General features: G+C 33.5%; 18 protein-coding genes and 2 tRNA genes. 5 read left to right on the top strand and 15 right to left on the bottom strand.

What is annotated here, in order from left to right; genetic code table 11:
• Nucleotides 1–3 precede the first annotated feature (3 nt).
• The 3 genes from Fokcrypt_RS03260 to Fokcrypt_RS03250 all read right to left on the bottom strand — a co-directional run bounded on the left by Fokcrypt_RS03260 (nt 4) and on the right by Fokcrypt_RS03250 (nt 1890).
• On the bottom strand, nt 4–507 hold the full coding sequence (locus Fokcrypt_RS03260; RefSeq protein ID WP_323722104.1) for a hypothetical protein: 504 nt from the start codon (nt 505–507) through the stop codon (nt 4–6).
• 3 nt (nt 508–510) lie between these two features.
• Entirely contained in the window at nt 511–1779 is a 1269-nt protein-coding gene (gene recF, locus Fokcrypt_RS03255) for a DNA replication/repair protein RecF (protein WP_323722103.1), read from the bottom strand.
• A gap of 35 nt (nt 1780–1814) precedes the next feature.
• Nucleotides 1815–1890 (bottom strand) — tRNA-Met (locus Fokcrypt_RS03250).
• Nucleotides 1891–2003: 113 nt separating this feature from the next.
• On the opposite strand from Fokcrypt_RS03250, the gene Fokcrypt_RS03245 reads away from it, so the two are divergent.
• A complete protein-coding gene (locus Fokcrypt_RS03245) occupies nt 2004–2240 on the top strand; it encodes a hypothetical protein (protein ID WP_323722102.1) in 237 nt (78 codons plus the stop codon).
• Between the two features lie 13 nt (nt 2241–2253).
• Here the strand turns inward: Fokcrypt_RS03245 and Fokcrypt_RS03240 are convergent.
• The 3 genes from Fokcrypt_RS03240 to Fokcrypt_RS03230 all read right to left on the bottom strand — a co-directional run bounded on the left by Fokcrypt_RS03240 (nt 2254) and on the right by Fokcrypt_RS03230 (nt 4118).
• Nucleotides 2254–2325 (bottom strand) — tRNA-Gln (locus tag Fokcrypt_RS03240).
• A 71-nt stretch (nt 2326–2396) separates the two neighbouring features.
• On the bottom strand, nt 2397–3467 hold the full coding sequence (rsmH, locus tag Fokcrypt_RS03235) for a 16S rRNA (cytosine(1402)-N(4))-methyltransferase RsmH (protein WP_323722101.1): 1071 nt from the start codon (nt 3465–3467) through the stop codon (nt 2397–2399).
• A 27-nt stretch (nt 3468–3494) separates the two neighbouring features.
• Entirely contained in the window at nt 3495–4118 is a 624-nt protein-coding gene (locus Fokcrypt_RS03230; RefSeq protein ID WP_323722100.1) for an ATP-binding cassette domain-containing protein, read from the bottom strand.
• A 213-nt stretch (nt 4119–4331) separates the two neighbouring features.
• Here Fokcrypt_RS03230 and pyrH point away from each other — a divergent pair, with 213 nt between their 5' ends.
• Entirely contained in the window at nt 4332–5075 is a 744-nt protein-coding gene (gene pyrH / locus Fokcrypt_RS03225) for a UMP kinase (RefSeq protein ID WP_323722099.1), read from the top strand.
• 336 nt (nt 5076–5411) lie between these two features.
• On the opposite strand, the gene Fokcrypt_RS03220 is transcribed toward pyrH, so the two are convergent.
• On the bottom strand, nt 5412–5693 hold the full coding sequence (locus Fokcrypt_RS03220) for a hypothetical protein (RefSeq protein WP_323722098.1): 282 nt from the start codon (nt 5691–5693) through the stop codon (nt 5412–5414).
• 79 nt (nt 5694–5772) lie between these two features.
• Between Fokcrypt_RS03220 and dnaE the strand changes: the two genes are divergently transcribed.
• The gene (dnaE, locus tag Fokcrypt_RS03215; RefSeq protein ID WP_323722097.1) at nt 5773–9312 is read left to right on the top strand and encodes a DNA polymerase III subunit alpha; all 3540 of its coding nucleotides are present in this window, start codon (nt 5773–5775) and stop codon (nt 9310–9312) included.
• A 256-nt stretch (nt 9313–9568) separates the two neighbouring features.
• Here dnaE and Fokcrypt_RS03210 read toward each other — a convergent pair whose 3' ends face one another.
• From Fokcrypt_RS03210 to Fokcrypt_RS03175, 8 genes are all read right to left on the bottom strand, one after another.
• A complete protein-coding gene (locus Fokcrypt_RS03210; protein ID WP_323722096.1) occupies nt 9569–11443 on the bottom strand; it encodes a hypothetical protein in 1875 nt (624 codons plus the stop codon).
• Nucleotides 11444–11692: 249 nt separating this feature from the next.
• Nucleotides 11693–13108 (bottom strand): coiled-coil domain-containing protein, encoded by a 1416-nt coding sequence (locus Fokcrypt_RS03205; RefSeq protein WP_323722095.1) that lies wholly within the window; start codon nt 13106–13108, stop codon nt 11693–11695.
• Between the two features lie 473 nt (nt 13109–13581).
• Complete coding sequence (locus tag Fokcrypt_RS03200; RefSeq protein WP_323722094.1) at nt 13582–14667, bottom strand: hypothetical protein; 1086 nt, start codon at nt 14665–14667, stop codon at nt 13582–13584.
• Nucleotides 14668–14782: 115 nt separating this feature from the next.
• Nucleotides 14783–16108, bottom strand: a complete 1326-nt coding sequence (locus tag Fokcrypt_RS03195) for a hypothetical protein (protein WP_323722093.1) — start codon at nt 16106–16108, stop codon at nt 14783–14785.
• A gap of 251 nt (nt 16109–16359) precedes the next feature.
• Nucleotides 16360–18489, bottom strand: a complete 2130-nt coding sequence (locus Fokcrypt_RS03190) for a hypothetical protein (protein ID WP_323722092.1) — start codon at nt 18487–18489, stop codon at nt 16360–16362.
• 192 nt (nt 18490–18681) lie between these two features.
• Entirely contained in the window at nt 18682–19764 is a 1083-nt protein-coding gene (queA, locus tag Fokcrypt_RS03185; protein ID WP_323722091.1) for a tRNA preQ1(34) S-adenosylmethionine ribosyltransferase-isomerase QueA, read from the bottom strand.
• Between the two features lie 63 nt (nt 19765–19827).
• Entirely contained in the window at nt 19828–20775 is a 948-nt protein-coding gene (gene lgt / locus Fokcrypt_RS03180) for a prolipoprotein diacylglyceryl transferase (protein WP_323722090.1), read from the bottom strand.
• A 374-nt stretch (nt 20776–21149) separates the two neighbouring features.
• The gene (locus tag Fokcrypt_RS03175) at nt 21150–21749 is read right to left on the bottom strand and encodes a hypothetical protein (protein WP_323722089.1); all 600 of its coding nucleotides are present in this window, start codon (nt 21747–21749) and stop codon (nt 21150–21152) included.
• A gap of 59 nt (nt 21750–21808) precedes the next feature.
• Here Fokcrypt_RS03175 and prmC point away from each other — a divergent pair, with 59 nt between their 5' ends.
• Complete coding sequence (prmC, locus tag Fokcrypt_RS03170) at nt 21809–22747, top strand: peptide chain release factor N(5)-glutamine methyltransferase (protein ID WP_323722088.1); 939 nt, start codon at nt 21809–21811, stop codon at nt 22745–22747.
• Nucleotides 22734–23537: a 50S ribosomal protein L1 gene (rplA, locus tag Fokcrypt_RS03165; protein WP_323722087.1), complete on the top strand. Its 804-nt coding sequence runs from the start codon at nt 22734–22736 to the stop codon at nt 23535–23537. Before prmC ends, rplA begins: the two co-directional genes overlap by 14 nt.
• Nucleotides 23538–23545 lie beyond the last annotated feature (8 nt).

Genomic DNA, 23545 nt, shown 5'->3' with positions numbered 1-23545 from the left:
ATTTCACGAAATACATTTGTCAAGCATAATTGAAATACCATACTTGGAGAGGAATAGTATTTTTAAATGCATTGAGTCTAGATACTCGATATATTCCATACCTGTATCATCTTCAGCTTTTAGTAATGCGAAGTAAGTGTTGAAAATACTTGGTGTACTTGCTGTGCAGTTGCCACATGTTTGTACACATGAATTAAGTAGTGTAAATCGTAACTTATTAACTTTAATTGTTTCATCTACATGTAGCAATTGAGTAACATGAGAGCCGTAATTAACGTCCAATATTGTAAATTGTGCCGTATTATATGAGACAATTTTTTTTTGGATACTTGGTGCTTTTAGTTCTTTATTATCTGTAATAGCATCTGCAGCAGTAGAATTTGTGTCTTTAGTATTTTTTTCTACTGATTTAGGTTCTACGCTGTCATACTGTTGTGAGTGCTCTTCTAATGCAGTGCTTTTATTTGTATATACGATCAATAAAATTGCTATAAGTAAATACCTCATGCGTTACAGTGTGATAATGTTCAGTAATGGAGTGGTTGTTTTTATGCTACTAAGAATTTCCAATTGAGGGGCCGTGATCCAGATCTGTATACCTAATCTGTATAAAGCATCGAGAAGTGCTTTTTGGTATTTTTGATCTAGCCTCGATATTACATCATCCAATAACATTATTATGTTGCTGGAAGGCTGTTCATTTTCCACATCCAAGTTGCGTACTAAATTTGCGTATGTGAGTAGCATAACCATTGTACATAGTTTTTGTTCTCCGATGGAGCAATATTTAACATCAAACTTGTTGCTACTTAAGAATACTGTAAAATCTTCTTTATGAGAGCCAAATGTGCTCTTTTTTAATAATGCATCTTCTTTTCTTGCAGATTTATATTTTTCCTGAATGTGAGATATCAGTGTTTTATCAATGAGTTTTGTTACGTTATCTAATATTGAAAAAATAGTGCTATTTATATATTCGGAATTATGATAATGCTCAGAAAGATTTCCACACTCATTTAATATTTGGCTTTTTAGTGTGAGATTGATAAGTGGAAGCTCTGAAAAGAACATTTTAAGGTAATCGGCTTCAGAATTGTTACTAAATATCATATTATAGGAATATTGCATTAGCTTTATGAAATGCATCCTACTTAAGGTGATTTGTGCTGCTAAATTAGCTAATGAATTTTCAACTGCATCGAGCCATAGTACATCATGTGGTTCTTTTAAAATTTGTAATCTAGATTTTATATGGTGGTTATATTGTGATAACAATGATGCATGTGATGGAAAGATACCATGTACCATTCGATCAAAGAACGATCTACGTTCGGAAGCATTGCAAGCAAATATCATCTCATTCTTGGGCGTTAAGTAGATAAAAGAGCATAGTCCCTTTAATTCGGACATATTTTTGATTCTTTTTCCATTTAATGTGATTATTTTATTTATCTGTTCTTTTGTATATTCTATTTCAATATTATTAGGGAGCGTGTTTTTGTTTTGAGATTCAAAAGAGCACTTTACTTGCCAAGTGTCAGGATTTATTTCAAGTTCGTTTTCAATTTGTGAATGTCCAAAATGGATAGTAGAGTTAAATAGCATTTCAATATATGTTGCACCGCGTAAATTTCGTCCAGAGCACAGCAAAGATATCGATTCTAAAATAGAAGTTTTCCCTGAACCATTTTTACCTAGTATGATGTTACATGGTGAGTTGCTAGTAATTTTACGTAGTCTATGATTACGGAAGTTGCAAAGCTCCACTCTATTCAGCATCACACAGTTACATGTTTATAATATGGGAAATGATATGGTGGCGGAGGAGGGATTCGAACCCCCGACACACGGATTATGATCCCGCTGCTCTACCGACTGAGCTACTTCGCCTTGCGTTCCATCAAAATTTGTACTACTTTTGTGCATTATAATCAAGTATGAAGCAAGTGCAGTACGAAAATATTAAATCTCATATCATTTTAATACTTTTTACTCTTTTGTGTATGATACTGACGGTGCTGTTTAAGCACATGATAAAAGAAGGGAAAGATGAAGTGCATGAACTCATTCAACTGGTGCAAGATGAGAAAGAAATAGTAGAGATACTTGCCTTGCAAGTGGAGTACCTTAAAAGTCCTAAAAGGCTTATTGCAGTCAAAGAGAAGGATTTTATGCTGTTACAACACAATACTGCCAACATTATTACATGGAAGGATTTCATCAACTCCATCAAACCCTAAGACATAATATTCGCTGGGGTGGATGGATTCGAACCACCGAATGCTGGTATCAAAAACCAGTGCCTTGCCACTTGGCTACACCCCAATCACATAACCAAGTAGCATAGAAAAGTAGTAAAGTAAATTAGAAAGAGTTTTATTTTTTTACATAAAACGCTACGATATCCTCTCTAAGATGCGTATTTTAGCAGATCTTGCTCTCCTATTTGTTTTGATTTCTTTGTGAGTAGCTTTTATCACATTTCCACTATTTAGCATATAAAAAGATTTATGATTGATACTGTTATTGTATTGCTTGGTAGAGCGTATTATTTCATTTTCGAGTTCTTTTTGATTGCTGATTGCATCTAATAAAAAGATATTTTTATTCAGATTACTTATTATTTTATTTTCTAATGGAAGATGTTGCTCTCGAACAATGCTCCTAAAAATAGCTTTTACTACTATATCTTCTAAGCCGTGAAATGTAATGACTATGAATCGTCCATTAATAGCTATATGTGAAGCGGCGGTAAGTATTATATGCATTAACTGATATAATTCTTGATTAATATGTATTCTAAGTGCTTGGAAAGTTAAGGTTGCTGGATCTATTTTGCTATATTTTCCTTTATAATTATAAACTTCATGTACAATACTTTTTAGCTCATATGTTGTAGAAAGTTTTTTTCTTTGCTTATATCGAAATATTGAATGAGCAATTTCCTTTGCTCGTGGCTCTTCCCCATAGATTCTAAGTATTTTTTCTAATTCATTTGTTGATAAAGAATTCAGTATATCGCTTGCATTTTTATCATTTAATCCCATAGTCATAAGTAGCGGTCCATCATTTTGGATTGAGAATCCACGATCAGGGCTATCAATTTGCATAGATGAAAATCCAAGATCTACCATCATTCCGTTGATATAAAGGTTGGTAGTGTTAAGTATTTCATTCAAATTATTGAATTTGACATTAAAAAATTTCATTTTATGAGAATGAGAGGTGTCTTTGTGTAATCTTTCGAAAAATTCGATTGAATGCTCATCTCTGTCAGAACATAAGAATAATCCTTTTTTTTTATAGCTTGATAATTCTTTTATTAAAGCTGAGGTATGTCCTCCAGCTCCAAAGGTTGCATCGCAAAATACGCAATCTTCAATATTACTAATGCTCGTATTAGTATGTATCATATAATTTAGTACTTCTTTGATAAGTACTGGTATATGTGGTGTATAGCAGTGCATGTTTTTTATATATAAATGATATCTTGATTATACTATTCCATGCTTCAGTACTACTGTTCTAGTAGTAATTTGTGATAAAAAATGCTGATCGTGAGAGGCTAGTATCATGCATACGCCTGTATTATCGTATACCTGTCTTAGCACGGTTATCACATCAGTGATACTCTCTATATCTAAACCGGATGTAGGTTCGTCGCATAATAAAATGCTAGGATCAAGCATTAGAGTGCGTGCTAATGCTACCCTTTGTTTCTGTCCTCCGGAAAGAATTTTCGGTAAACTATCAGCTTTTTGAGCAATACCAAGTGCTTTTAATAGCGTATTAGCTTTCATAATACAACTTTCTTTCTTTTTTCCATTTATTATCGGTGCATATATAAGATTTTCCAGTACAGTTTTATGAGGAAATAGTTGAAAATCCTGAAAGACAAATCCGCTTGTACCATTTTTGACAATTATTCCTTCGTCCCATTTTTCTAATCCTTGAATACATCTTAATAATGTTGATTTTCCGCTACCGGATGAGCCAGCTAATCCTAAAATTTCCTTATCATGTATCTCTAAGTTAATATCGTCTAATACCTTGATATTGTTGAATCTTTTAGAAAGTTTAGTGATTTTCACTGGTATAGGATTACATCCTTCTTTCATTGTATCGAATAAAGTATTTTATCTGTTTATAAGGAGAAAAAATACGAAACGCCATACTAGTAGCTAATTAAAACTAAAAGCAGTTATTAGCTATGAATTATAGCTACTGTTTATTCAATTGATGTAATGTAAATTTGTAATATGATTTACTATAATAAAGTACTTCTTTAACGTAAGTATTTACACCACTCATAAAATATGCCATCTTGTTAGGTGTATTTTCTTCTCTATCAAAATAATGCCGTGCCATATAAGAGGATTATGCTAAAGTTATCTGGAGAAGCATTAAGAGGTCAAGATGCAAATACCATTTGGGATTTTGCGTCAATTTTAAGAATATGCCAAGATCTTCAACGAATACATGTTAAAGGTATTGGTATTTGTATTGTTGTAGGTGGTGGTAATATATGTAGAGGCACAACTCTTTCTAAAATAGGTATAGAAAGGGTTCGAAGTGATCAAATGGGGATGCTTGCCACTGTAATGAATTCAATAGCAATACAATCCGTTTTTGATTCATTGAATATTGAAAGTAGATTGCAATCTGCTCTTTCTATTTCGCAATGTGCTGAGCCGTATGTTATTAGAAGAGGATTACGACATCTTGAAAAAAGAAGAGTGCTAATTTTTTCAGGTGGAACCGGAAATCCATTCTTTACTACAGACACCGGAGCGGTGTTAAGAGCTTTGGAGATGAAATGTGATGTAATGATAAAAGGTACGGGCGTAGATGGGATATATTGCTCTGATCCTCGAAAAAATCCTGATGCTATACTATATAAAGAGCTCAGTTACGATAAAGCGATAGAAGAAAAATTAGGAATTGCAGACTCTACAGCTATGACCATGGCAAGAGATGGCGGATTACCCTTATTGGTATGTAATATTCATAAGCCTAAAATATTGAGCGAAATTGTGTTTGATTTATCTAAAGAGTATTCAATAGTGAAGTGCTGATAATAATAAATATATTATTGTCTGCTTTTTGATTTAATAAGAACCTAGTATGGAGAAGTCTATAAACTTCAGAAACGATGAGAACCGAAAACTGAAATTCAGTTATCGAATACCTAGGTGTAAAGAATACAAATAATCACTGACTCTACTAACTGCCGATCGAGGATAAAAAATCACGCAAAACAAAGCACTTAAAAGTGTCAAGAACGAATTAATAAGTGCCAAGAACGGAATAATAACGAAAAAGAAGAACATAAAAAAAGCAACCGGATGGGAGGGAAAAAACACCCCCATTCCGATTGAACATTTTTTTTGGTATTTTTAGTACCCTCTGAACTACTCAGAAGTTGCTGTACTAGATGTAGAAGAACCTTCTTCGGTGGTACTACTAACACTACTAGGTGTTTGTTCATTACTAGAAGAAGACGTATCAGACGAACCAGACTGATGGCTTGTAGAATCGTGTTCTGTGGCACTATGAGAGTGCTCAGTAGAAGATTCGGATTGTACTGTTTTTTCCTCTTCTTTCTTATTTTCAGAACACCCAACTAGCGCAAATGGCACAAGAGCCGAAACTAAAAATAATAACGAGGCTTTATTTGAGAGAAATTTTTTCATAACTGTTGTACACAATGTATATTGTTGAGCATTTCACAACTAAAATATCAATACCATTTCGAATACGTGTGATCAATATATGTTTGAAAATTTTTATGTTCCTCTTCGAATATTTTCATCTTACTCAATTGGTGAGAGCAATATAAGGATGGAGGATGTAGTAGAATTTTGCATAAAACATAAACTTCCAGCTTTTTGTGTGACGGATAGAAATGATTTGTTTGGAATGCTAGAATACTCATTATTGGCGAAAAAGAATGGTCTTCAATATATTCCAGGTCTTACGTTAAAGGTTTCACTAAGTAAGTTAATACTTAATATTGCAGAGGTAGAAATTGTCCTTATTGCAACTAATGAAAAAGGAGTGAAGAATCTCACGATTTTATCGAGTCTTCTATATATGGATATAGGAAAAGCCAATGAATCGGATGCAATAGCTTTAGCAGTGATAGATGATAAAGTGCCACGTAATTTAACTTTACAGCAGATTAGTGAATATTCTGAAGGCTTAATCGTACTTTGGGGGACGTCTGATAAGAGTTTTTTGGATAATTTAAATGGAATAAGTGAAGTTTTTGAAACGATCATTAGTGATGTTATTGCACAACTAAAACTCTCTTTGAATAAAGCTGATGTTTATATAGAAATCTCGAGATCTGAAGGGAATATACATCATTCAATAGAAAATGCTTTTGTTGCATTTGGTGCTCTTAATAATATACCAGTAGTTGCAAGTTGTATTGCAACTCATATAAGTCCTTCTGATGCGGAGTCGTGTGATGTAATAATGTGCATTAGTAATGGAACTTATGTTGCTACAAAAGATAGGAAAATAGTACAGCAGGGGGAATTTCTTAGAACATATACTGAATTCAAAAGTCTTTTTACTGACTTACCTGATGCAGTTGAAAATACTATATTGCTAGCTCAAAAATGTTCGTTCATGCCACAGCCATCTTCTCCAAGATTGCCAGCTTTTGCTTCACGAGAATGTGAAGATCTTATACTACATGAAAAAACTCTGGAGGGTTTAAATAAGAAAATTGACGAAATGGAAGAAGAGGTAAAATCTCTGTATTATAAAAGACTTCAGCATGAGTTGGAAATGATTCGTAATATGGGGTTTTCAGGATATTTTCTTGTGGTATCGGATTTTATTGAATGGAGTAGAGATAATGGTATTGCGGTAGGGCCAGGTCGTGGTTCGGCGGTAGGTTCAATTGTAGCTTGGGCACTGAATATTACAGCATTGGATCCTATAAAATTTAATTTACTTTTTGAAAGATTTCTAAATCCTGCTCGTATAAGTATGCCAGATATTGATGTAGACTTTTGTCAATTAGGGCGAGACAAAGTAATAGAATACGTTAAAAAGAAGTATGGCTCTGACAAAGTCGCTCATATTATCACGTTTGGTAAGTTACAACCAAGAGCTGTTCTACGAGATGTAGGGCGTGTTTTGCAGATACCTTATCGTGTCGTGGATAAAATATGTAAAATGATCCCTAATAATCCTGCTCATCCTATTGATCTAGCTACCGCAGTTGAGATAGATAAAAGTCTTCAAGAAATGAAAAAAACTGACGATGATGTAAGAAAGTTAATAGAGATTGGATTGAAACTTGAAGGGTTGCACAGACATGTATCTATGCATAGTGCTGGCGTAGTGATATCTGACACTACTTTACTTGGTAATGTACCGTTATGTAAGACTCAAGATTCTGATTTGATATTAGTACAATACAGTATGAAATATACGGAGTTAGCAGGTTTAGTAAAGTTTGATTTTTTAGGTTTAAAAACGCTAACAGTGATTGCTCAAACATGTACTATTATAAAGCAAAATAGAGGTATTCAAATAGACGTTGATAATTTATCTCTTACTGATACTAAAACATTTGAAATGCTTGCTAAAGGTTTAACAGTAGGTGTATTCCAGTTTGAAGGAGTTGGTATGAAAGAAGCGATAAAAGGATTAAAGCCCGATAGTATAGATGATCTAATTGCTTTGAGTTCTTTGTATAGACCTGGTCCAATGGCTAATATTCCATCATATAACAGAAGAAAACATGGATTAGAAGAAGTAGAATATATACATCCTAAAATTGCTGATATCTTAAAAGATACATATGGAATCATAATATATCAGGAGCAAGTAATAGAGATAGCACGGGTAATTGCGAATTATTCTTTGGGTGAAGCTGATTTACTGAGAAGAGCAATGGGTAAGAAAGATAAAAATGAAATGGCTAAACATAAAAGTATCTTTATCGAAAATGCTGTTAAAAATGGATTAGATGAAAAGAATGCGACGGAGATTTTTGATACCGTAAATAAATTTGCAAGTTATGGTTTTAATAAATCTCATGCTGCTGCATATTCTATTATTTCTTATCAAACTGCTTATCTTAAAGCACATTATCCAATTGAATTTCTATGCATATTGATGAATTTAGATATTATGCAAACTAATAAGTTAGCACTTTATTGTAATGAAGCTAGATTATTGAAGATTCAAATTAAACCACCATCTATTAACTTTTCTTATCCAGAATTTAGGGTAGAGAACGGTGAAATAAGATATAGTTTAGAAGCAATAAAGGGCGTGAGTAGTCAATTAGTGAAGGAGATATGTATTGAGAGAGAAAGGAACGGTCTTTTTACATCAATACTAGATTTTATGGATAGAATCAAAAATAAAGAGCTTAATAAAAGAAATATGGAGCAAATGATAAAAGCTGGTGTGTTTGTTGAATTATATCCGAATATTAAAGAATTATTGTGTAATATAGAGAGTTTTATGAAAGAAAATGAGTGTCAATCAGAAATTGCAGCCGCTAATTTGAAGCAAAATAGTTTATTTAAAAAAGTTCCGCATAAAAAAAAGACAATCGAAGATTTAGAAAGTTTTGTAAAAGTGTCTCAACCTACTGATAATGAATGTGCGACGTTCGAGTATCATGCGTTAGGATTTTACTTATTGCGGAATCCACTTCAGATATGGAGAAAGGATTTGCAACAATCTTTCGTAAATCAGATATCCGAGATAGAGGAGATAATATGTAGAATAGAAAATGGTGATAAAAGAGAAGTTACTACAAAAGTAGCAGGTGTAATTACGTCGCTAAAGATACGATCATCTAGTGGAAAGAAAGGGGGAAAATTTGCATTTATGCAATTATGTGATGAAACGGGATTTCTTGATGTATCTATTTTTGATGATGAGATTTTATTGATGCAGAAAGATCTGTTAGTTGAAGGGGAGGTAGTTGTTTGTAATGTGGAAATGAGGAAAGATAACTTTGGTGTGAGAATTACAGTAGAATCTGTAGAGAAAATAAATGCTTATGATAATCCAAAAAGTTATATTTTTCTTATCACTGATGTTCATAAGATGAAGGTGTTATCATCTTTTCTAGGTGATAATCAGAAAAATAGTGGTGTATATGTAAGGGTTGCAACATATAATGATGAGAATAACGCAATTGTAATATGGAAATCAAAGATTAAGTATGAGCTACAAGCTGAAATTTTAGAAAAATTAAGAGATGCTGAGATAGTCTACATTGAACATGATGATGAAGTTAAGTTGCATCAATACTTCTTTAAACGGAATTAGCTTGATAACGATTGTAGGAGCGATAAAAGAAGTAGTAGATATTAAGATGCTGTAATCTTTGCAATATGCAATACTTATTAATTAGCATCATTACGATGTTGTAGTTTTTGGTTTAATCTTCTGTTTCATAACCGATGCTGCTTTTTGTAAGCAGCATCGACTTTGTACATGTAAGGACTAAAGTATGCTTTGTGAGCAATAAATTGCCTATCTACTCAAATTCATTAGCAACAGACTCTCTGTTATGTGAGTCCCACTAAAATTCATCATGAGTATTGTTATACTGTTGTGACACATTGTTATCGTCTAATCCGAATGAACATTGTACAGCGAGTTGATCATCTGCATCGGAAAGTTGCACTGCGATTTGTAGGGCAAGTAATTCGTCTGTGTCTGTATTGTTATGTTGTTCTTCTTCACCTTCATCATCGCGTTGTACAGCGAGTTGATCATCTGCATCGGAAAGTTGCACTGCGATTTGTAGGGCAAGTAATTCGTCTGTGTCTGTATTGTTATGTTGTTCTTCTTCACCTTCATCATCGCGTTGTACGGCGAGTTGATCATCTGCATCGGAAAGTTGCACTGCGATTTGTAGGGCAAGTAATTCGTCTGTGTCTGTATTGTTATGTTGTTCTTCTTCACCTTCATCATCGCGTTGTACAGCGAGTTGATCATCTGCATTGGAAAGTTGCACTGCGATTTTTATATCTAGTTCTTTCTTCCTCGCATCTAATGCTTGCTTCCTCGCATCTAATGCTTGCTGTTGCTGCTCACACGATGTTTGCCATTGCTGAAGTTCCAATCTCCATTGTTGCTCTAATGCTTGTTGCTGCGTCAGAAAATGAGATATCTCACTCTGATATTGCAATATCTCACTCTGATATTGAAGTATATAATTACGATATCGAAGTATATAATTATGAGAGTTATTAAAAGATTGTATTATATTTACCGCGTTACAGTTCTGTATACAGAATTCAAGTTGCTTAAAATGATATTCGAAATAATCCAATTTCTCCTGTATTTTGGTTTGATAGGTTTTGATTCTTTCTTGGAAGGATTGTATTGCTTTACGATAGAATGTTATATAACCATTACTAGATTCCTCTTTCTTCTGCTGCAGTGATTTTCGTTGTTCCTGAGCTTTGTCATATTGTCGTTCTTCATTTTCTTCAGCTACGTCTATTTGTTGTGCCTGCATCATGCTTGCTTCTTGAAGACTTTCCAGCTCCGTCTCTAAATCTTTCCTCCTCGCATCTAATGCTTGCTGCTGCTCATGCGAATTTTGCAACTGAAGTTGCGATGCATATTCTTGACGTAATCTTTCCATATCAGCGATAGAAATGTATCTATAACTATTGAGAAATTGAGATACCATTTCTTGATTTTGAAGTATCCCATTCTGATGGTAAGTTATAGAAGATTGCAGTTCGTTTAGTAATGTATAAAAGTTAGCCTGATATTCATAGTCGTGAAGCTGATTACTAATATTTTTTTCGAACTCCTGCAATGCAGATTCTATCTGTGTTTGGTGCAACAGTATCTGTTGTTTATGATTTTCCATTTCTTTACGTCGCCTGTTCATGAAGTCCTCTATATATGATTCTTTGTCCTGCTTTTCAGATAATTCCGTACGCTGGCAGTCCTTTAATTCAGATTCCTCTCTACGTAATTTTTCCAGCTGCTTAATACGCTTCTGAAAATCTTCTTTTTGCTCATTATTTTGGTCAACCTGTGCTAGTTGAAGTTTTTTCACATCATGACATAAGTCTTCAAGTTCTTCTTGTTGTATCCGAAACAATTCTTGCTGCTCGTAATATACCAACATCCATTTTTGATGTAATTGATTCTGCTGAATGGTGAAGTTGGGTGAGTGTGGTGACCACAGAAAGTTAAACATTCCGCGTTGATATGTAAGTATATCATTCTGATTTTGAGTTAAAGAAGATTGAATTTTCTTCAGTGACTCATAAAGCGGAATATTCTTTTCGTATTCGCGAATATTATCTTTGAGTTGCTGCAAATAGTCTAGCATCTGCTTTTGGTAGAATTGTCTCAGTTCTTGGCATTTTTCTATTGCGTTATGATAGTATTCTATGGATTGTGGATTAGTTTTAGGTGAATTTTGCATTTATACGTAAATAATAATTAATACATATCTTATTATAATCACATAAAAGTGAGTTGTTCAATTTGTTATTATGATATGTTTAGTTCTTAGATTCCTTAGAAATGAAGCTTCCGATTATCGTGCATCATTGTACATTTTTGTGGATGATTTATGATGAAGATTTCACAATCGATGCTGCCTTTTTTGTAAGCAGCATCGATTTTATTTAGGTAAAAATATTAGTGTCTTTTCTTCTCCTTCTAGTATCTACTAAAATTCATCATGAGTATTGTTATACTGTTGCGATACGTTGTTATCGTCTAGCTCGAATGAACATTGTACAGCGAGTTGATCATCTGCATCGGAAAGTTGCACTGCGATTTGTAGGGCAAGTAATTCGTCTGTGTCTGTATTGTTATGTTGTTCTTCTTCACCTTCATCATCGTGTTGTACGGCAAGTTGCTCGTCTTCATCATCGTGTTGTACGGCAAGTTGCTCGTCTTCATCGTCACGTTGTACGGCAAGTTGCTCGTCTTCATCGTCACGTTGTACAGCAAGTTGCTCATCTTCATGTTGTACAGCAAGTTGTTCGTATTCGTCGTCACGTTGTACGGCAAGTTGCTCGTCTTCATCGTCACGTTGTACAGCAAGTTGTTCGTATTCGTCGTCAAGTTGTGCAACAAGTTTCTCATATTCATCATAAAGTTGTCTAGTAAGTAGTTCATCTTCGTCGCAAAATCGTATAGTGATTTGTTCCTCTTCGTAGTCGTCATCTTGCTGTAGTATTTGCTGCTGCTGAAGATCTAATTCTTGCTGCTGAAGATCTAATTCTTGCTGCTGAAGATATAATTCATGCTGCTGCTGAAGATCTAATTCTTGGTGCTCTTCATTTATGGTTTGAGTTACAAGTATTATCATATGGTTCATATTTTTTTTCATTGCATCTATCTCTTTTCGAAGTTCAGATAATCTATTCTTATATTTGGCTATTTGAGCATTAACATCTTTAGATATTCCATAATAATGATGTTCAAATACTACAGAATCGTATGTAGATATTTGTGCATAATATTGAGATATTATTTTTTGCAATTCAGATGTTAATCCTTGTAAGTAAGCTATGTATTTTTGACAAGTATGTTCTTTAGGTATTACAGACTGATGTTGATTTATAAGTTCTTGAAGCTGCTCTATCTGTTGTAGATATTCAGTTTTATACTCTATAAATTCATCGTGTATTCTTTTGTGTTTAGAGATTGTGCTTCGATGTTTAGAGACTCTTTCGTACCCTTGGTAATGCTGAATTATTTCTTTAACAGCTTCATAATGTATTGCCTGATATTCAAGCATCTCATGTTCACGTCCAAGCATCTCATTCTGACATTTATCTATATCTTCACGGCATTCAGATGCGATTTTTTGACATTTAGAAAGATTTTTTTGATCTTTAGAGAGGTCTTGTTGAATATGAATTATTTTCTGCTGAAGTGCTTGCAATTGCTGTTGAGGTTCTAGCTGAAGATTTTGTTGTTCCTGAAGTGCTTGCAATTGCTGTTGAGGTTCTAGCTGAAGATTTTGTTGTTCCTGAAGCGTTTGTATTTGCAGTTGAATTTCTTGTATTTGTTGCTGAGATATGTTTATCCTGTCTTGCAAAAAAGCCTCATATTGTACTGATGATTCTAGCAATTCCCGTTTGTAAGCCAGTCTTTTACTATTTTCCTTTATTAGTTGATGGCATCGAATTATTAGTGCACGATAGTCTTGTTGATAAATTTTAGATGAATGTTGCATTTGTGTATAAGATATAATTAATACATGCTTAAGCTTAATTATACTTACGTAAAAGTAAATTTTTCAACCATGATAGTGATGTAGCTAGTTGTTACGTTTTATAGAGAAGTTGTAAATATCTTGATTACTATACTTTTAAAGTAGTGGTTTACGATGAGGAATTTATTGTAGTAGTTTTAACTATTAAGAGCGATTTTCAATTGCATCGATTATAGCAATTGTTGAGGTTATTGCCGTATTTTCATTATAATATTCTGATCTCTTAACGCATCATCATTTCTCTTATTTTTTTTACTTTTCTCGTTCTATTTATTTCTACTATCTTTACTAAAATTCATTAGTAACAGGCTCTTGTTATGAGATATCTACTAAAATTCATCATGAGTATTGTTGTACTGTTGCGACACGTCGTTATCGTTCAGCTCGAATGAACATTGTACGGCAAGTTGCTCGTTTTTATTATCGTGTTGTGCCGCGAGTTGTTCATCTTCACCATCGTGTTGTGCAGCAAATTGCTCATCTTCATGCTGTACGGCAAGTTGTTCGTCTTCGTCGTCATCTTGCTGTAGAAGAGCTAATTCTTCCTGATATTCGAATAGTAGTTGCTGATATTCAGATATTTCCTGTTGATATTGAGATGCTCGCTGTTGATATTGAGATATACGTTGCTGGTGTTTAGGTATCTCTTGCTGATGTTCAGCAATCTCTTGTTGAACATCAACTATTAACTGCTGAAGCATCTGCAGTTGCAGTTGAGGTTCTAGAGGGATATGCTGACTCTCACTTTGCTGTATCTGCTGTTCTAATACCTGAAATTCATTTTGTTCGCGGAACTCACGTATTGCTTGTAATACATCTTCTGGAAATTGCTCATTTTCATTAGTAAAGTCACAGAAAGCTCTGAGAAGTACGTACATAGCGGATGTATATTGCTGTACCTCTGGTTCATCTTCATGAAGAGATATTGCACTCTGTATCTGTTCTAACAAGGTAGTATATTCATAGAAAAGAGCTAACTCAGCATTATTTTCCAAATCATAAGCACACCGAATACGATCTATGTAGTTCGGCAACTCCTGCAGCATATAAGGTTGGTAAAGTGTAGGAGATACCATCCTAGAAGCCTCTTTTAAATATGAGATAATAGTCTGTGCATTCTGATATTCCGCTCTATTAGCGAAGAACATGTAAAACTTTACCACCTTAAGGTAAACATCGGAATACGTGGCAAGTTCCTGTTGGAGATTCTGCTCCTGAAGCATTTGCATGTGTAGCTGAATCTCCTGTATTCGTTGTTGAGACGTTTCTGCTTGTTGTTGGTAATAACTTACTCGTTCTTGGGAGAATTTTATTTGTTCTTGGGAGAATTCTACTCGTCCTTGAGCAAATTTTATTTCCTCTTGGTAATGCTTTATTTGTTGTTGAGCTGTTCCATGCTGCGACGAATTTTTCATATATTCCGGATAGTAATAAAGATATTGTAAGTATGCTTTGTCGTAATAATAAGTTCTTCTTCTATCTAGATCTACTAAAATTCATTAGTAACAGGCTCTTGTTATGAGATATCTACTAAAATTCATCATGAGTATTGTTGTACTGTTGTGACACGTCGTTATCGTTCAGCTCGAATGAACATTGCACGGCAAGTTGCTCATCTTCATTATCGTGTTGTGCCGCAAATTGCTCATCTTCATGCTGTACGGCAAGTTGTTCGTCTTCGTCGTAATCTTGCTGTAATTCTTGCTGTTGAAGAGCTAATTCTTCCTGATACTCAGATATTTTTTTCTGATATTCGGATATCCGTTGCTGATATTCAGGTATCTGTTGCTGACATTCAGTTATCTGTTGCTGATACTCAGATATCCGTTGCTGATACTCAGATACTCGTTGCTGATATTCAGGTATCTGTTGGTGATATTTAAGTATTTCTTCCTGATATTCAGTTATTTGTTGCTGATATTCAGGTATTTGTTGCTGATATTCAGATATCTCTTGCTGATGTTCAGCAATCTCTTGTTGAACATCAACTATTAACTGCTGGAGCATCTGCAATTGTTGTTGAGGTTCTAGAGGGATATGCTGACTCTCACTTTGCTGTATCTGCTGTTGCAATACCTGAGATTCATTTTGTTCACGGAACTCATGTATTGCTTGTAATACATCTTCTGGAAATCGCTCATTTTCATCAGTGAAATTACAAAAAGCCCTGAGAAATACGTACATAGCAAATGCATATTGACGTACCTCTGGTTCATCTTCATGAAAAGATATTGTACTCTGTATCTGTTCTAACAAAGTAGTAAATTCATAGAAAAGAGCTGATTCAACGTTATCTTCCAAATCATACGCACATCGAATACGATCTATATAGTCCGACAACTCCTGCAGCATATAAGATTGATAAAGTGCAGGAGATATCATTCCGGAAGCCTCTTTGAAATACGAGATAATAGTCTGTGCATTCTGATATTCCATTCTATTAATGAAGAACATGTAAAACTTCACTACTTTAAGGTAAACATCGGAATATGTAGCAAGTTCCTGTTGGAAATTCTGCTCCTGAAGCATTTGCATGTGTAGCTGAATCTCCTGTATTCGTTGTTGAGATGTTTCTGCTCGTTGTTGGAAGTAACTTACTTGTTCTTGGGAATATTTTATATCCTCATGATAGTACTCTATTTGTTCTCCCGCGTATTTTACCTGTTGTTGGGAGAATTTTACTCCTTCGTTATAGTGCTCTATTTGTCCATTATAGTACTCTATTTGTCCATTATAGTACTTTACATTATTGTATTCTATTCGTTCATTGTAGTACTCTATTCGTTCATTACAGTACTTTATTTCCTCATTATAATATTCTTGATTCTGTTGAGTAGTTTCAGATGATTTTTTCACTTTCGTATAAGCTGACAATTAACATTTACCTATTATACTGATACAGAAGTGAATTTTTCAATTCCTCATAATAGTAATAATGATTTTTGGATATTTGCTTCTTAAGTTTTTATAGCGATACCTATCTTTTATCTTTTTTATTGGTGTCGTTCCTATTTCTTTGTATCTGTTACTTTTTTCATAATGTTTTGAATTTTTTAACAGAGCTTCATTTCGAATAATTTTTATTCTTTTCCTATTTATTTTCGCTTCTATTGTATCGATTTCCCCTTTGAATTTAAATTTTTTATTGGTGTCGCTTCTGTTTTTGTTGTATCTGTTACTTTTTTCATAATGTTTTGAACTTTTAACAGAGCTTTATTTCGAATAATTTTTATTCTGTTTCTATTTATTTCCGCTTCTATTATATCGATTTCACTTTTAATTTTTTCTGGGCTTTCCACCTTTTTTTCATTTATCAATAATATTTCATTTTCTAGTTCTTTTATTTCCTGCGCTGTACATACTTTTCTAGATATTAAAACTTCCACTTCTTTTTGCTTCTTTTCCACTTCTTTTTGCTTCTGTTCCAATTCTTTTTGCTTCTTTTCCAATTCTTTTTCTATTTCTTCTATTTTTACTTTGTTTTTTCGTATTGTCTCTTCCATTTTTTTTATTTCTGTATGTTCAGTTTGTATCTTATTTAACTGTTGTTGTTTATTTTGAATACTATTTTTTGTAGACTGCTGTCTCTTTCCTGCTATTAGTACTCGTTTCTCTGTTATATCTTTTGCAAATTTTTCGTTATCTTTTTTAAGTGCTGCTATATCTGTTGTAAATGCTTTTGCATTTTCTCTAAGTTCTTTTATATCTATTTCTGTTTTCTGTATATCGTGTTCATGTCCTTTTAATACTTCTGTTTTGTTTCTTATATCTATTTTTTTCTCCAAAATGATCTTATCAAGAGCATTATCTTGTGTCACTGAGCTTTGTATTTCTTGAAGTATTTGTAATCTTTTATTAAGACCTCGTTTTTCTGTTTCAAGTTGCGACAGTTTTTGTTGTAGTCCTTGTTTTTGTTGTAGTCCTTGTTTTTGTTGTAGTCCTTGTTTTTGGAGCAGCTGTCGTTGTGGGAACTGCTGAAATTGCTGCTCTTGTTGGAACTGTTCTTGTTGTGGGAACTGCTGAAATTGCTGCCCTTGTTGGAACTGTTCTTGTTGTGGGAACCGCTGAAATTCGAGCTGCAGCATCGGTGAAATTTTGGTTTGTTGTATTATATCCTTGATATTAAAAATGTCATTATTACCGTTACGTTTTTCTTTGAGTACTCCATTTAGAGTTGGTAACATTATTTTATATTCAATTCCTCCAAATGCAGTAGTCTTATTATCTACAGCTTGTGCTTTCCCCCTACATTCTTTTATTCTTTCTTTACTTTCTTCCAGGATTTTCAATAATCCTTCTTGTTCTGAAAAATCTAAGGTATTTATTATTGTATCGTAAGCTATTATCTCTCTTCCTAAATATTTATCGTCCGTACTGTTATAAAATGGCGCTATTACTTCATTATCTTTGTATAATCTCCCATAATTAACTTGAGCGTTCAATAATGTAGATCTTTTTTTCTCCGATATTGCACTTTCTAAATCATTAAAACAGTAAAATATAGCAGGAGTTTTACAGTATTGTCCTCGCGCAGAGTTCTCATCTTTGACTTGAGAATAATTTGTATAGTCAGTTATTCTTGCACTAGTTAGTGGTATTGCAGCAGTGATCTGTGGTTCTCCTTTGATGATATTTCCTACAAAAGTTGCTTTTTCCAGTATACGTAACATTTTCGGATTTATCTCTATCGAAAACTTATCATTATTACCGTGATACGTAACTCTAGCACTTTGTTTTTCATCTCCTGTATTTGCACGCTGAATTGCATGCTCCAAAAGATTGGGGAATACTGCAATTGCTTCAGCATTTTTTTTGATATTATTATCACTAAAAAAACTCTTTCTAGTCAAAATACCTGTTCCAGAAGAGATAAACTCTAACATTCTCGGTTCTGGATTTTCTTTGTTTCCTATATCGGTAGGAGTGTCAAATTCTACTCGCATTATTTCACTATCATTACACTTTATGATTGCTATACAGTCATCTGTAGGCTTTGGTATGTATTTTTGGTACAGAGCCTTTTTGTCTAGTTTGTGGTTTGTTGCGTATAAATCGATAGCTCTCTTCATAATGCGTTGTTCGAGAGTTCTTTGCATTTGTTTTACGTATGATTCTTCATTTTGCAATCTTAAGTAATATGCTTCTTCTTCAAATCCAAATGTTGATTCTTTATTAGTATCTGGAAAGTTTGTCATTATATTGCTGATGTTAGGCTGCTTACTACTACTTTGTTTCATATAAATTAATTAAAAATTAAGAAAGAGGATACTTCTTTATAAAGCTCTAAAATCATTAGTGGTTCGTTTATAAAACTACTCTTATAAAAATCAGCTCTATAACGATAATATTGAATATATTTCTATTATATAATAAAAATCAGTACTTTACTACAATTTTACTACATTATTTATTTAAGTGAGAAAACACCTTTATTCGGCAGTTACGATATCTATCATGCATGCGTCTCCATAACTCAACATTCTATATTTGTTTTCGATTGCATGTTTGTACATGTGGAAGATTCTTTCTTTTCCCGCAGCAGAGCATACTAATACTAGCGGCGTACTCTTACTCATATGAAAATTTGTAATGATGGAATTTACCGTTTTGAACTTATATCCAGGAGAAATAAAAATATCAGTTGTACCTATGCTTGCAGTAGATATGTTATGTTGTGCTATGTGCTCTAAAACTCTTACGCTTGTGGTTCCTACCGCAACAATTCTTGACTGGCGTTCTTTTGCATTTTGAAGAGTATTGATGGTATCTTGAGTGACTTCAAAAATTTCCTCATGCATCTTATGCTCGCTCAGCAATGGTGTATTGATTGGTAGGAATGTGCCTAATCCGACATGTAGAGTAATGTAACATATTTGCACTCCCATCTCAGATATTGTTGTGAGTAGCGTATCAGTGAAATGTAAACCAGCGGTAGGTGCTGCAATAGAACCATCATGTCTCGCATATACCGTTTGATAATGTTCTGTATCGGTCTCTTGATTTTCTATCGTATTGTACTTGGAACGAGCTTTGATTATATATGGTGGCAGAGGAACGTTTCCATATTTTTTCATTATTTCATGGAAGTTTTCATCACTTAGTATTTTTAAAGTTGTGATGTTTTTTTCAACCTCTTCTATGGATAGTTCGAGAGTGGTATTATCATTAGTGCATTCTAGTATTACATTTTGCTGACAATGTTTTTTAGGCGTTATAAGTGCGTCACAATACAGTGTATTGCATTTATTGTAGTGCTTTAATATATCAACTCTTACTTTTGTATTCTTTTCTTTAATACAGCATTTGAGCATACTTGGGATTACTTTCGTGTTATTCAGTACCAATACATCGTTTTTTTTTAGTAATTTTATTACATCTCTAAAGTATAGATCTTCTAGCATTCCTTCTTTATTCATGTGTAATAATCTGGAGCTGTCTCTTGGTTCTACTGGGTGTCGAGCTATCAACTCGTGAGGTAAGTGAAAGTAGAATTCTTCAGTTGTGATATTCATGAAGTAGTGTGTACTTATGGATGTATATGCTTAATGATATATGCATGTATTTTAAGATGATCATTATCCTTTACCGCACCTAATTGCAAATTTTAAAATTATGCTGAAGAGAATCACTGCTCCTCCGATACATAACGAGTACACACTCAAAGATTGTCCCTTTGTGATAAATCTATTCATAAATTCTACATGTCCATCCAAAGGTGCACGAAAAAATTCGCACAGATATCGAAATACTGAATAAAATGCTAAAGTTACTCCCGAAATCATTCCATTATACGAAAGAATTTTAGTATTTTTTGCGAGGTTAGTTGTAATAAATAAAAGAATAACACCTTCTAATATTGCTTCATATATCTGACTAGGGTGTCTAGGGAAGCTGTCAACTTTTGCAAAAATAACACCTATAGGTAGTTCTGTAACTCTGCCATATAGTTCTCCATTGATAAAGTTACTGATGCGACCAAGTAATAATCCGATAGGGCAGAATATTGCAATAGCGTCTGAAATGCTCAATGCTAAGAGTAAACTTGCTAAAAATGCTTTGCTATAATGAACATTAGAAGTAAATTTATTACTCTTATATCTCAATATGATTTTGTAATAGCGGTTCTTGGAATTTAGTAGAATCAGAAAGGAGAAAAGTAATATTCCTGTAAATCCTCCTATTAATCCACCATGTAGTGACAATCCGCCGCTCCTTGTGTTAAAGATATACAAAATATCACTTTGAAACCAGTGAGGTGCGTAGAAAATAGTATAGCCGAGTCTACTACCTAGTATTATGAAGATCACGAGAAGTATTAGTAATCGATCGCCATATTTGCCATTCAGTATTGATGTAGAACTCTTACTGCTAAACGATATCTCATTTGTGCCAATTACGTCTAAAGTAAGAAGTTGCCCCATCATTGTAGAGCATACTAAGAAGCTGAAGCCATAAAAAAGACCATACCAATATATATCGAAACCTAGTACGTGAAATGCTATTGGATCTAAATTATTGATCATGGATTGATATTTAAATTATATAATTTTATAATTAAATTCGAAGTCACTTATAATAAAGTTTTATTTAATATTTTGTAAGCTATCATGTTTTTCAATAAAATGCTGTCGAGTTCCTTTTGGTGTTCAATGGGGCAAAAATCTATGCTGTATATAGAGGATACTGCTAGAAAATTGTTATTATACATAGACAAGAAGCAGTTTAACAAAAGTAAAATTTCTTCCAAGGGAAAGGCGAAAACACTAACAAGAAAAAAACAATCTTCAAAACACTAAGATAACTAGAGAGATTTACGGCCAAAAGCAATAATTCATTATATTTTACCTTCTGAATATAGTGTTATTGTGCATTTTGGAAGTGCACATTCTAACGTGGATTAATTTCTTGGTTTTATAATTTTATCGTTGTTAGAGGTAGTATTGATAATTAGCTCATTAGTATCGATAACTTTGCTACTATATGTTGTCTGATTATTACTCGTTTTGAGGCATACGTGTATTTTAAAATTTGTATATCTATCTAAGCCTCCATCATTAACGTTTAATTCCTTAATTAAATGTTCGATGTTTGATTCTTGTTGTATCTTTTCAATATTTTTTTTCATTATACTCCTTACTCTTTTTAGAATTTGAAATTGCACCTTAAAATTAAATTGGTGTAAGAGTGTGTTAATTAATTTCTGTTTTATATCACGTAGTTTTTGTTCAGGGAGTTTTGTGTCATAGTGTCCAAGTAATAATATTATACTAAGGTGTTCGCTAATTAACTTCATACATTCTAATAATGTATTGCATAGAACTACGCCTTCTCCCATCATTTCTAGTATTTCTAGTATAACTTGAGTAATTTTTGTTCTTCGATTCTCGTAAATATTACTATCTTCTATGCTATTTCTAAGTGTTTTATTCGAAATGAAAGTGTCGATAATATTTACAATATCTATAATTGTATCTACACATTTTTCTCTTTCTTCCATAAACACACTGAATTCGGTACGCTAATTCTACGATATCATCTGCAAAATATTTATACAATATGTCTCATAATAATGCAGAAAATTTGAAAATGATGATAGAGCGAGCTTCTATAATGTTATCATTAGAATGGAATGAAAATCCAAGAGTGGATGCTATGATATTGTTAGCTCATGCTATTGACATTCATGATTATACTGAAATGTTTATACGTGGATTTGATAAGATAAATTTGTCAGAAAGATATATTGATAAATTTGAATCTTATATTAATAGAAGAAAAGCCGGAGAGCCGATAGCATATATCATTAATAGAAAGCCGTTTTGGAAAAATGACTTTTATATTAATAGTGATGTTTTGATACCAAGACCAGAAAGTGAACTTTTAGTAGAGTACGTAATAAATATATCGGATGTCGTTTTGAGCGGGGGAAAGTCTTCGATATGTGATGTATTAGAGCTGGGTGTTGGTAGTGGTTGCGTCCTGATATCGGTGTTAAATGAGTTACATGCTATGGCCCTTCAAAGACAGAATGATATTAAAGTACGTGGAGTAGGAGTTGATATCAGTGATGGTGCATTGGAAGTTGCAAGGTGTAATGTAGAAAATATTCTGTTTCTTCCTCAAAATGTTACCTTACTAAAAGGTAATTGGTTCGATACAGAAAATTTATATCATAAATTTGATCTAATTATTTCTAATCCTCCTTATATTCCTTTTTTTGAATGGTATAAATTATCGAAAGAGGTGAAAGATTTTGAGCCACAGATTAGTCTTACTGATATGAAAGACGGCTTAGAAGCTTATAGAGTGATATCCGCAAATGCTAAACAATTCCTCAAAGATAAAGGGTTAATTATTGTAGAGGTAAGCTATAATAGGGCTACTGACGTAATATCAATCTTTGAAAATGAAGGCTTTGAGGTTAAAGATATAGTTATAGATCTGTGCAATATAGAAAGAGTAGTATCGTTTATGAGAATATGTGTTGATAATTGACAATCTTACTATATCGGTGTACTCTGAGCGTGAAAGAAAAAGCTCTCTTATAGTCGTTATAAGTATGTCAAGAAAAGTTTCAAAGCGTATCATCTCAGCTAGTAAAATATTTGAAGGTAAGTCGTTTTCGTTTAAGGAGGCGATATCAGTATTTCTCAGTGAATATAAAGATAAATTTAGTGCTAAGATCAATGAGACTGTGGAATGCAGTATATTGCTTGGAGTTGATCCTAAGCGCTCAGATCAAATGGTACGTGGAGCTGTAATTTTACCAAAGGGACTTGGTAAGCAATTAAAAGTGATGGCTATTCTAAATGATGAGCATAAGGCGGAAGCAATAGAGGCTGGAGCAGCAGTAGCTGGTGGGCAGTCTCTCATAGACGAGATTTTGGCTGATAAGATAGATCTTGGTTCGCTTGATGTCTGTGTTGGTGAAGAGAAAATGATGATGACTATAGCGAAAGTTGCTAAAAAACTCGGTTCTAGAGGTTTGATGCCTAACTTGAAATTAGGGACTGTTGTACATGATGTACCGAAACGTGTAAGAGAGATCAAAAATGGAATGGTTGAATTTAAAGTAGAAAAGGGGGCTCTTATTCATGCTCCAATAGGAAAACTTAATTTTTCAGCTGAAGCCTTGTCCGAAAATATGAAAGCGTTATATGATGCTTTAGTTACAGCCAAACCGGTAGCAAGTAAAGGTATTTATATAAAAAAATGTCATATTTCTGTAACTTATGGACCTTCTGCTACCATAGATGTAAAGTCGCTAGCGCAGCTTGCAAGTTAATGTTAGAT

Origin of the sequence: Candidatus Fokinia cryptica, assembly GCF_034359305.1 — a bacterium.
Taxonomy (GTDB): domain Bacteria; phylum Pseudomonadota; class Alphaproteobacteria; order Rickettsiales; family Midichloriaceae; genus Fokinia; species Fokinia crypta.
Note: the sequence above shows the minus strand (reverse complement) of the source record. Positions and strands in the feature narration are given on the sequence as shown.

Excerpts from the sequence above, each read along its gene's own strand:
- Fokcrypt_RS03260 (WP_323722104.1), bottom strand. The coding sequence starts at position 507 with ATGAGGTATTTACTTATAGCAATTTTATTGATCGTATATACAAATAAA.
- recF (WP_323722103.1), bottom strand. The coding sequence starts at position 1,779 with ATGCTGAATAGAGTGGAGCTTTGCAACTTCCGTAATCATAGACTACGT.
- Fokcrypt_RS03245 (WP_323722102.1), top strand. The coding sequence starts at position 2,004 with ATGATACTGACGGTGCTGTTTAAGCACATGATAAAAGAAGGGAAAGAT.
- rsmH (WP_323722101.1), bottom strand. The coding sequence starts at position 3,467 with ATGCACTGCTATACACCACATATACCAGTACTTATCAAAGAAGTACTA.
- Fokcrypt_RS03230 (WP_323722100.1), bottom strand. The coding sequence starts at position 4,118 with ATGAAAGAAGGATGTAATCCTATACCAGTGAAAATCACTAAACTTTCT.
- Fokcrypt_RS03220 (WP_323722098.1), bottom strand. The coding sequence starts at position 5,693 with ATGAAAAAATTTCTCTCAAATAAAGCCTCGTTATTATTTTTAGTTTCG.
- dnaE (WP_323722097.1), top strand. The coding sequence starts at position 5,773 with ATGTTTGAAAATTTTTATGTTCCTCTTCGAATATTTTCATCTTACTCA.
- Fokcrypt_RS03210 (WP_323722096.1), bottom strand. The coding sequence starts at position 11,443 with ATGCAAAATTCACCTAAAACTAATCCACAATCCATAGAATACTATCAT.
- Fokcrypt_RS03200 (WP_323722094.1), bottom strand. The coding sequence starts at position 14,667 with ATGAAAAATTCGTCGCAGCATGGAACAGCTCAACAACAAATAAAGCAT.
- Fokcrypt_RS03190 (WP_323722092.1), bottom strand. The coding sequence starts at position 18,489 with ATGAAACAAAGTAGTAGTAAGCAGCCTAACATCAGCAATATAATGACA.
- queA (WP_323722091.1), bottom strand. The coding sequence starts at position 19,764 with ATGAATATCACAACTGAAGAATTCTACTTTCACTTACCTCACGAGTTG.
- lgt (WP_323722090.1), bottom strand. The coding sequence starts at position 20,775 with ATGATCAATAATTTAGATCCAATAGCATTTCACGTACTAGGTTTCGAT.
- Fokcrypt_RS03175 (WP_323722089.1), bottom strand. The coding sequence starts at position 21,749 with ATGGAAGAAAGAGAAAAATGTGTAGATACAATTATAGATATTGTAAAT.
- prmC (WP_323722088.1), top strand. The coding sequence starts at position 21,809 with ATGTCTCATAATAATGCAGAAAATTTGAAAATGATGATAGAGCGAGCT.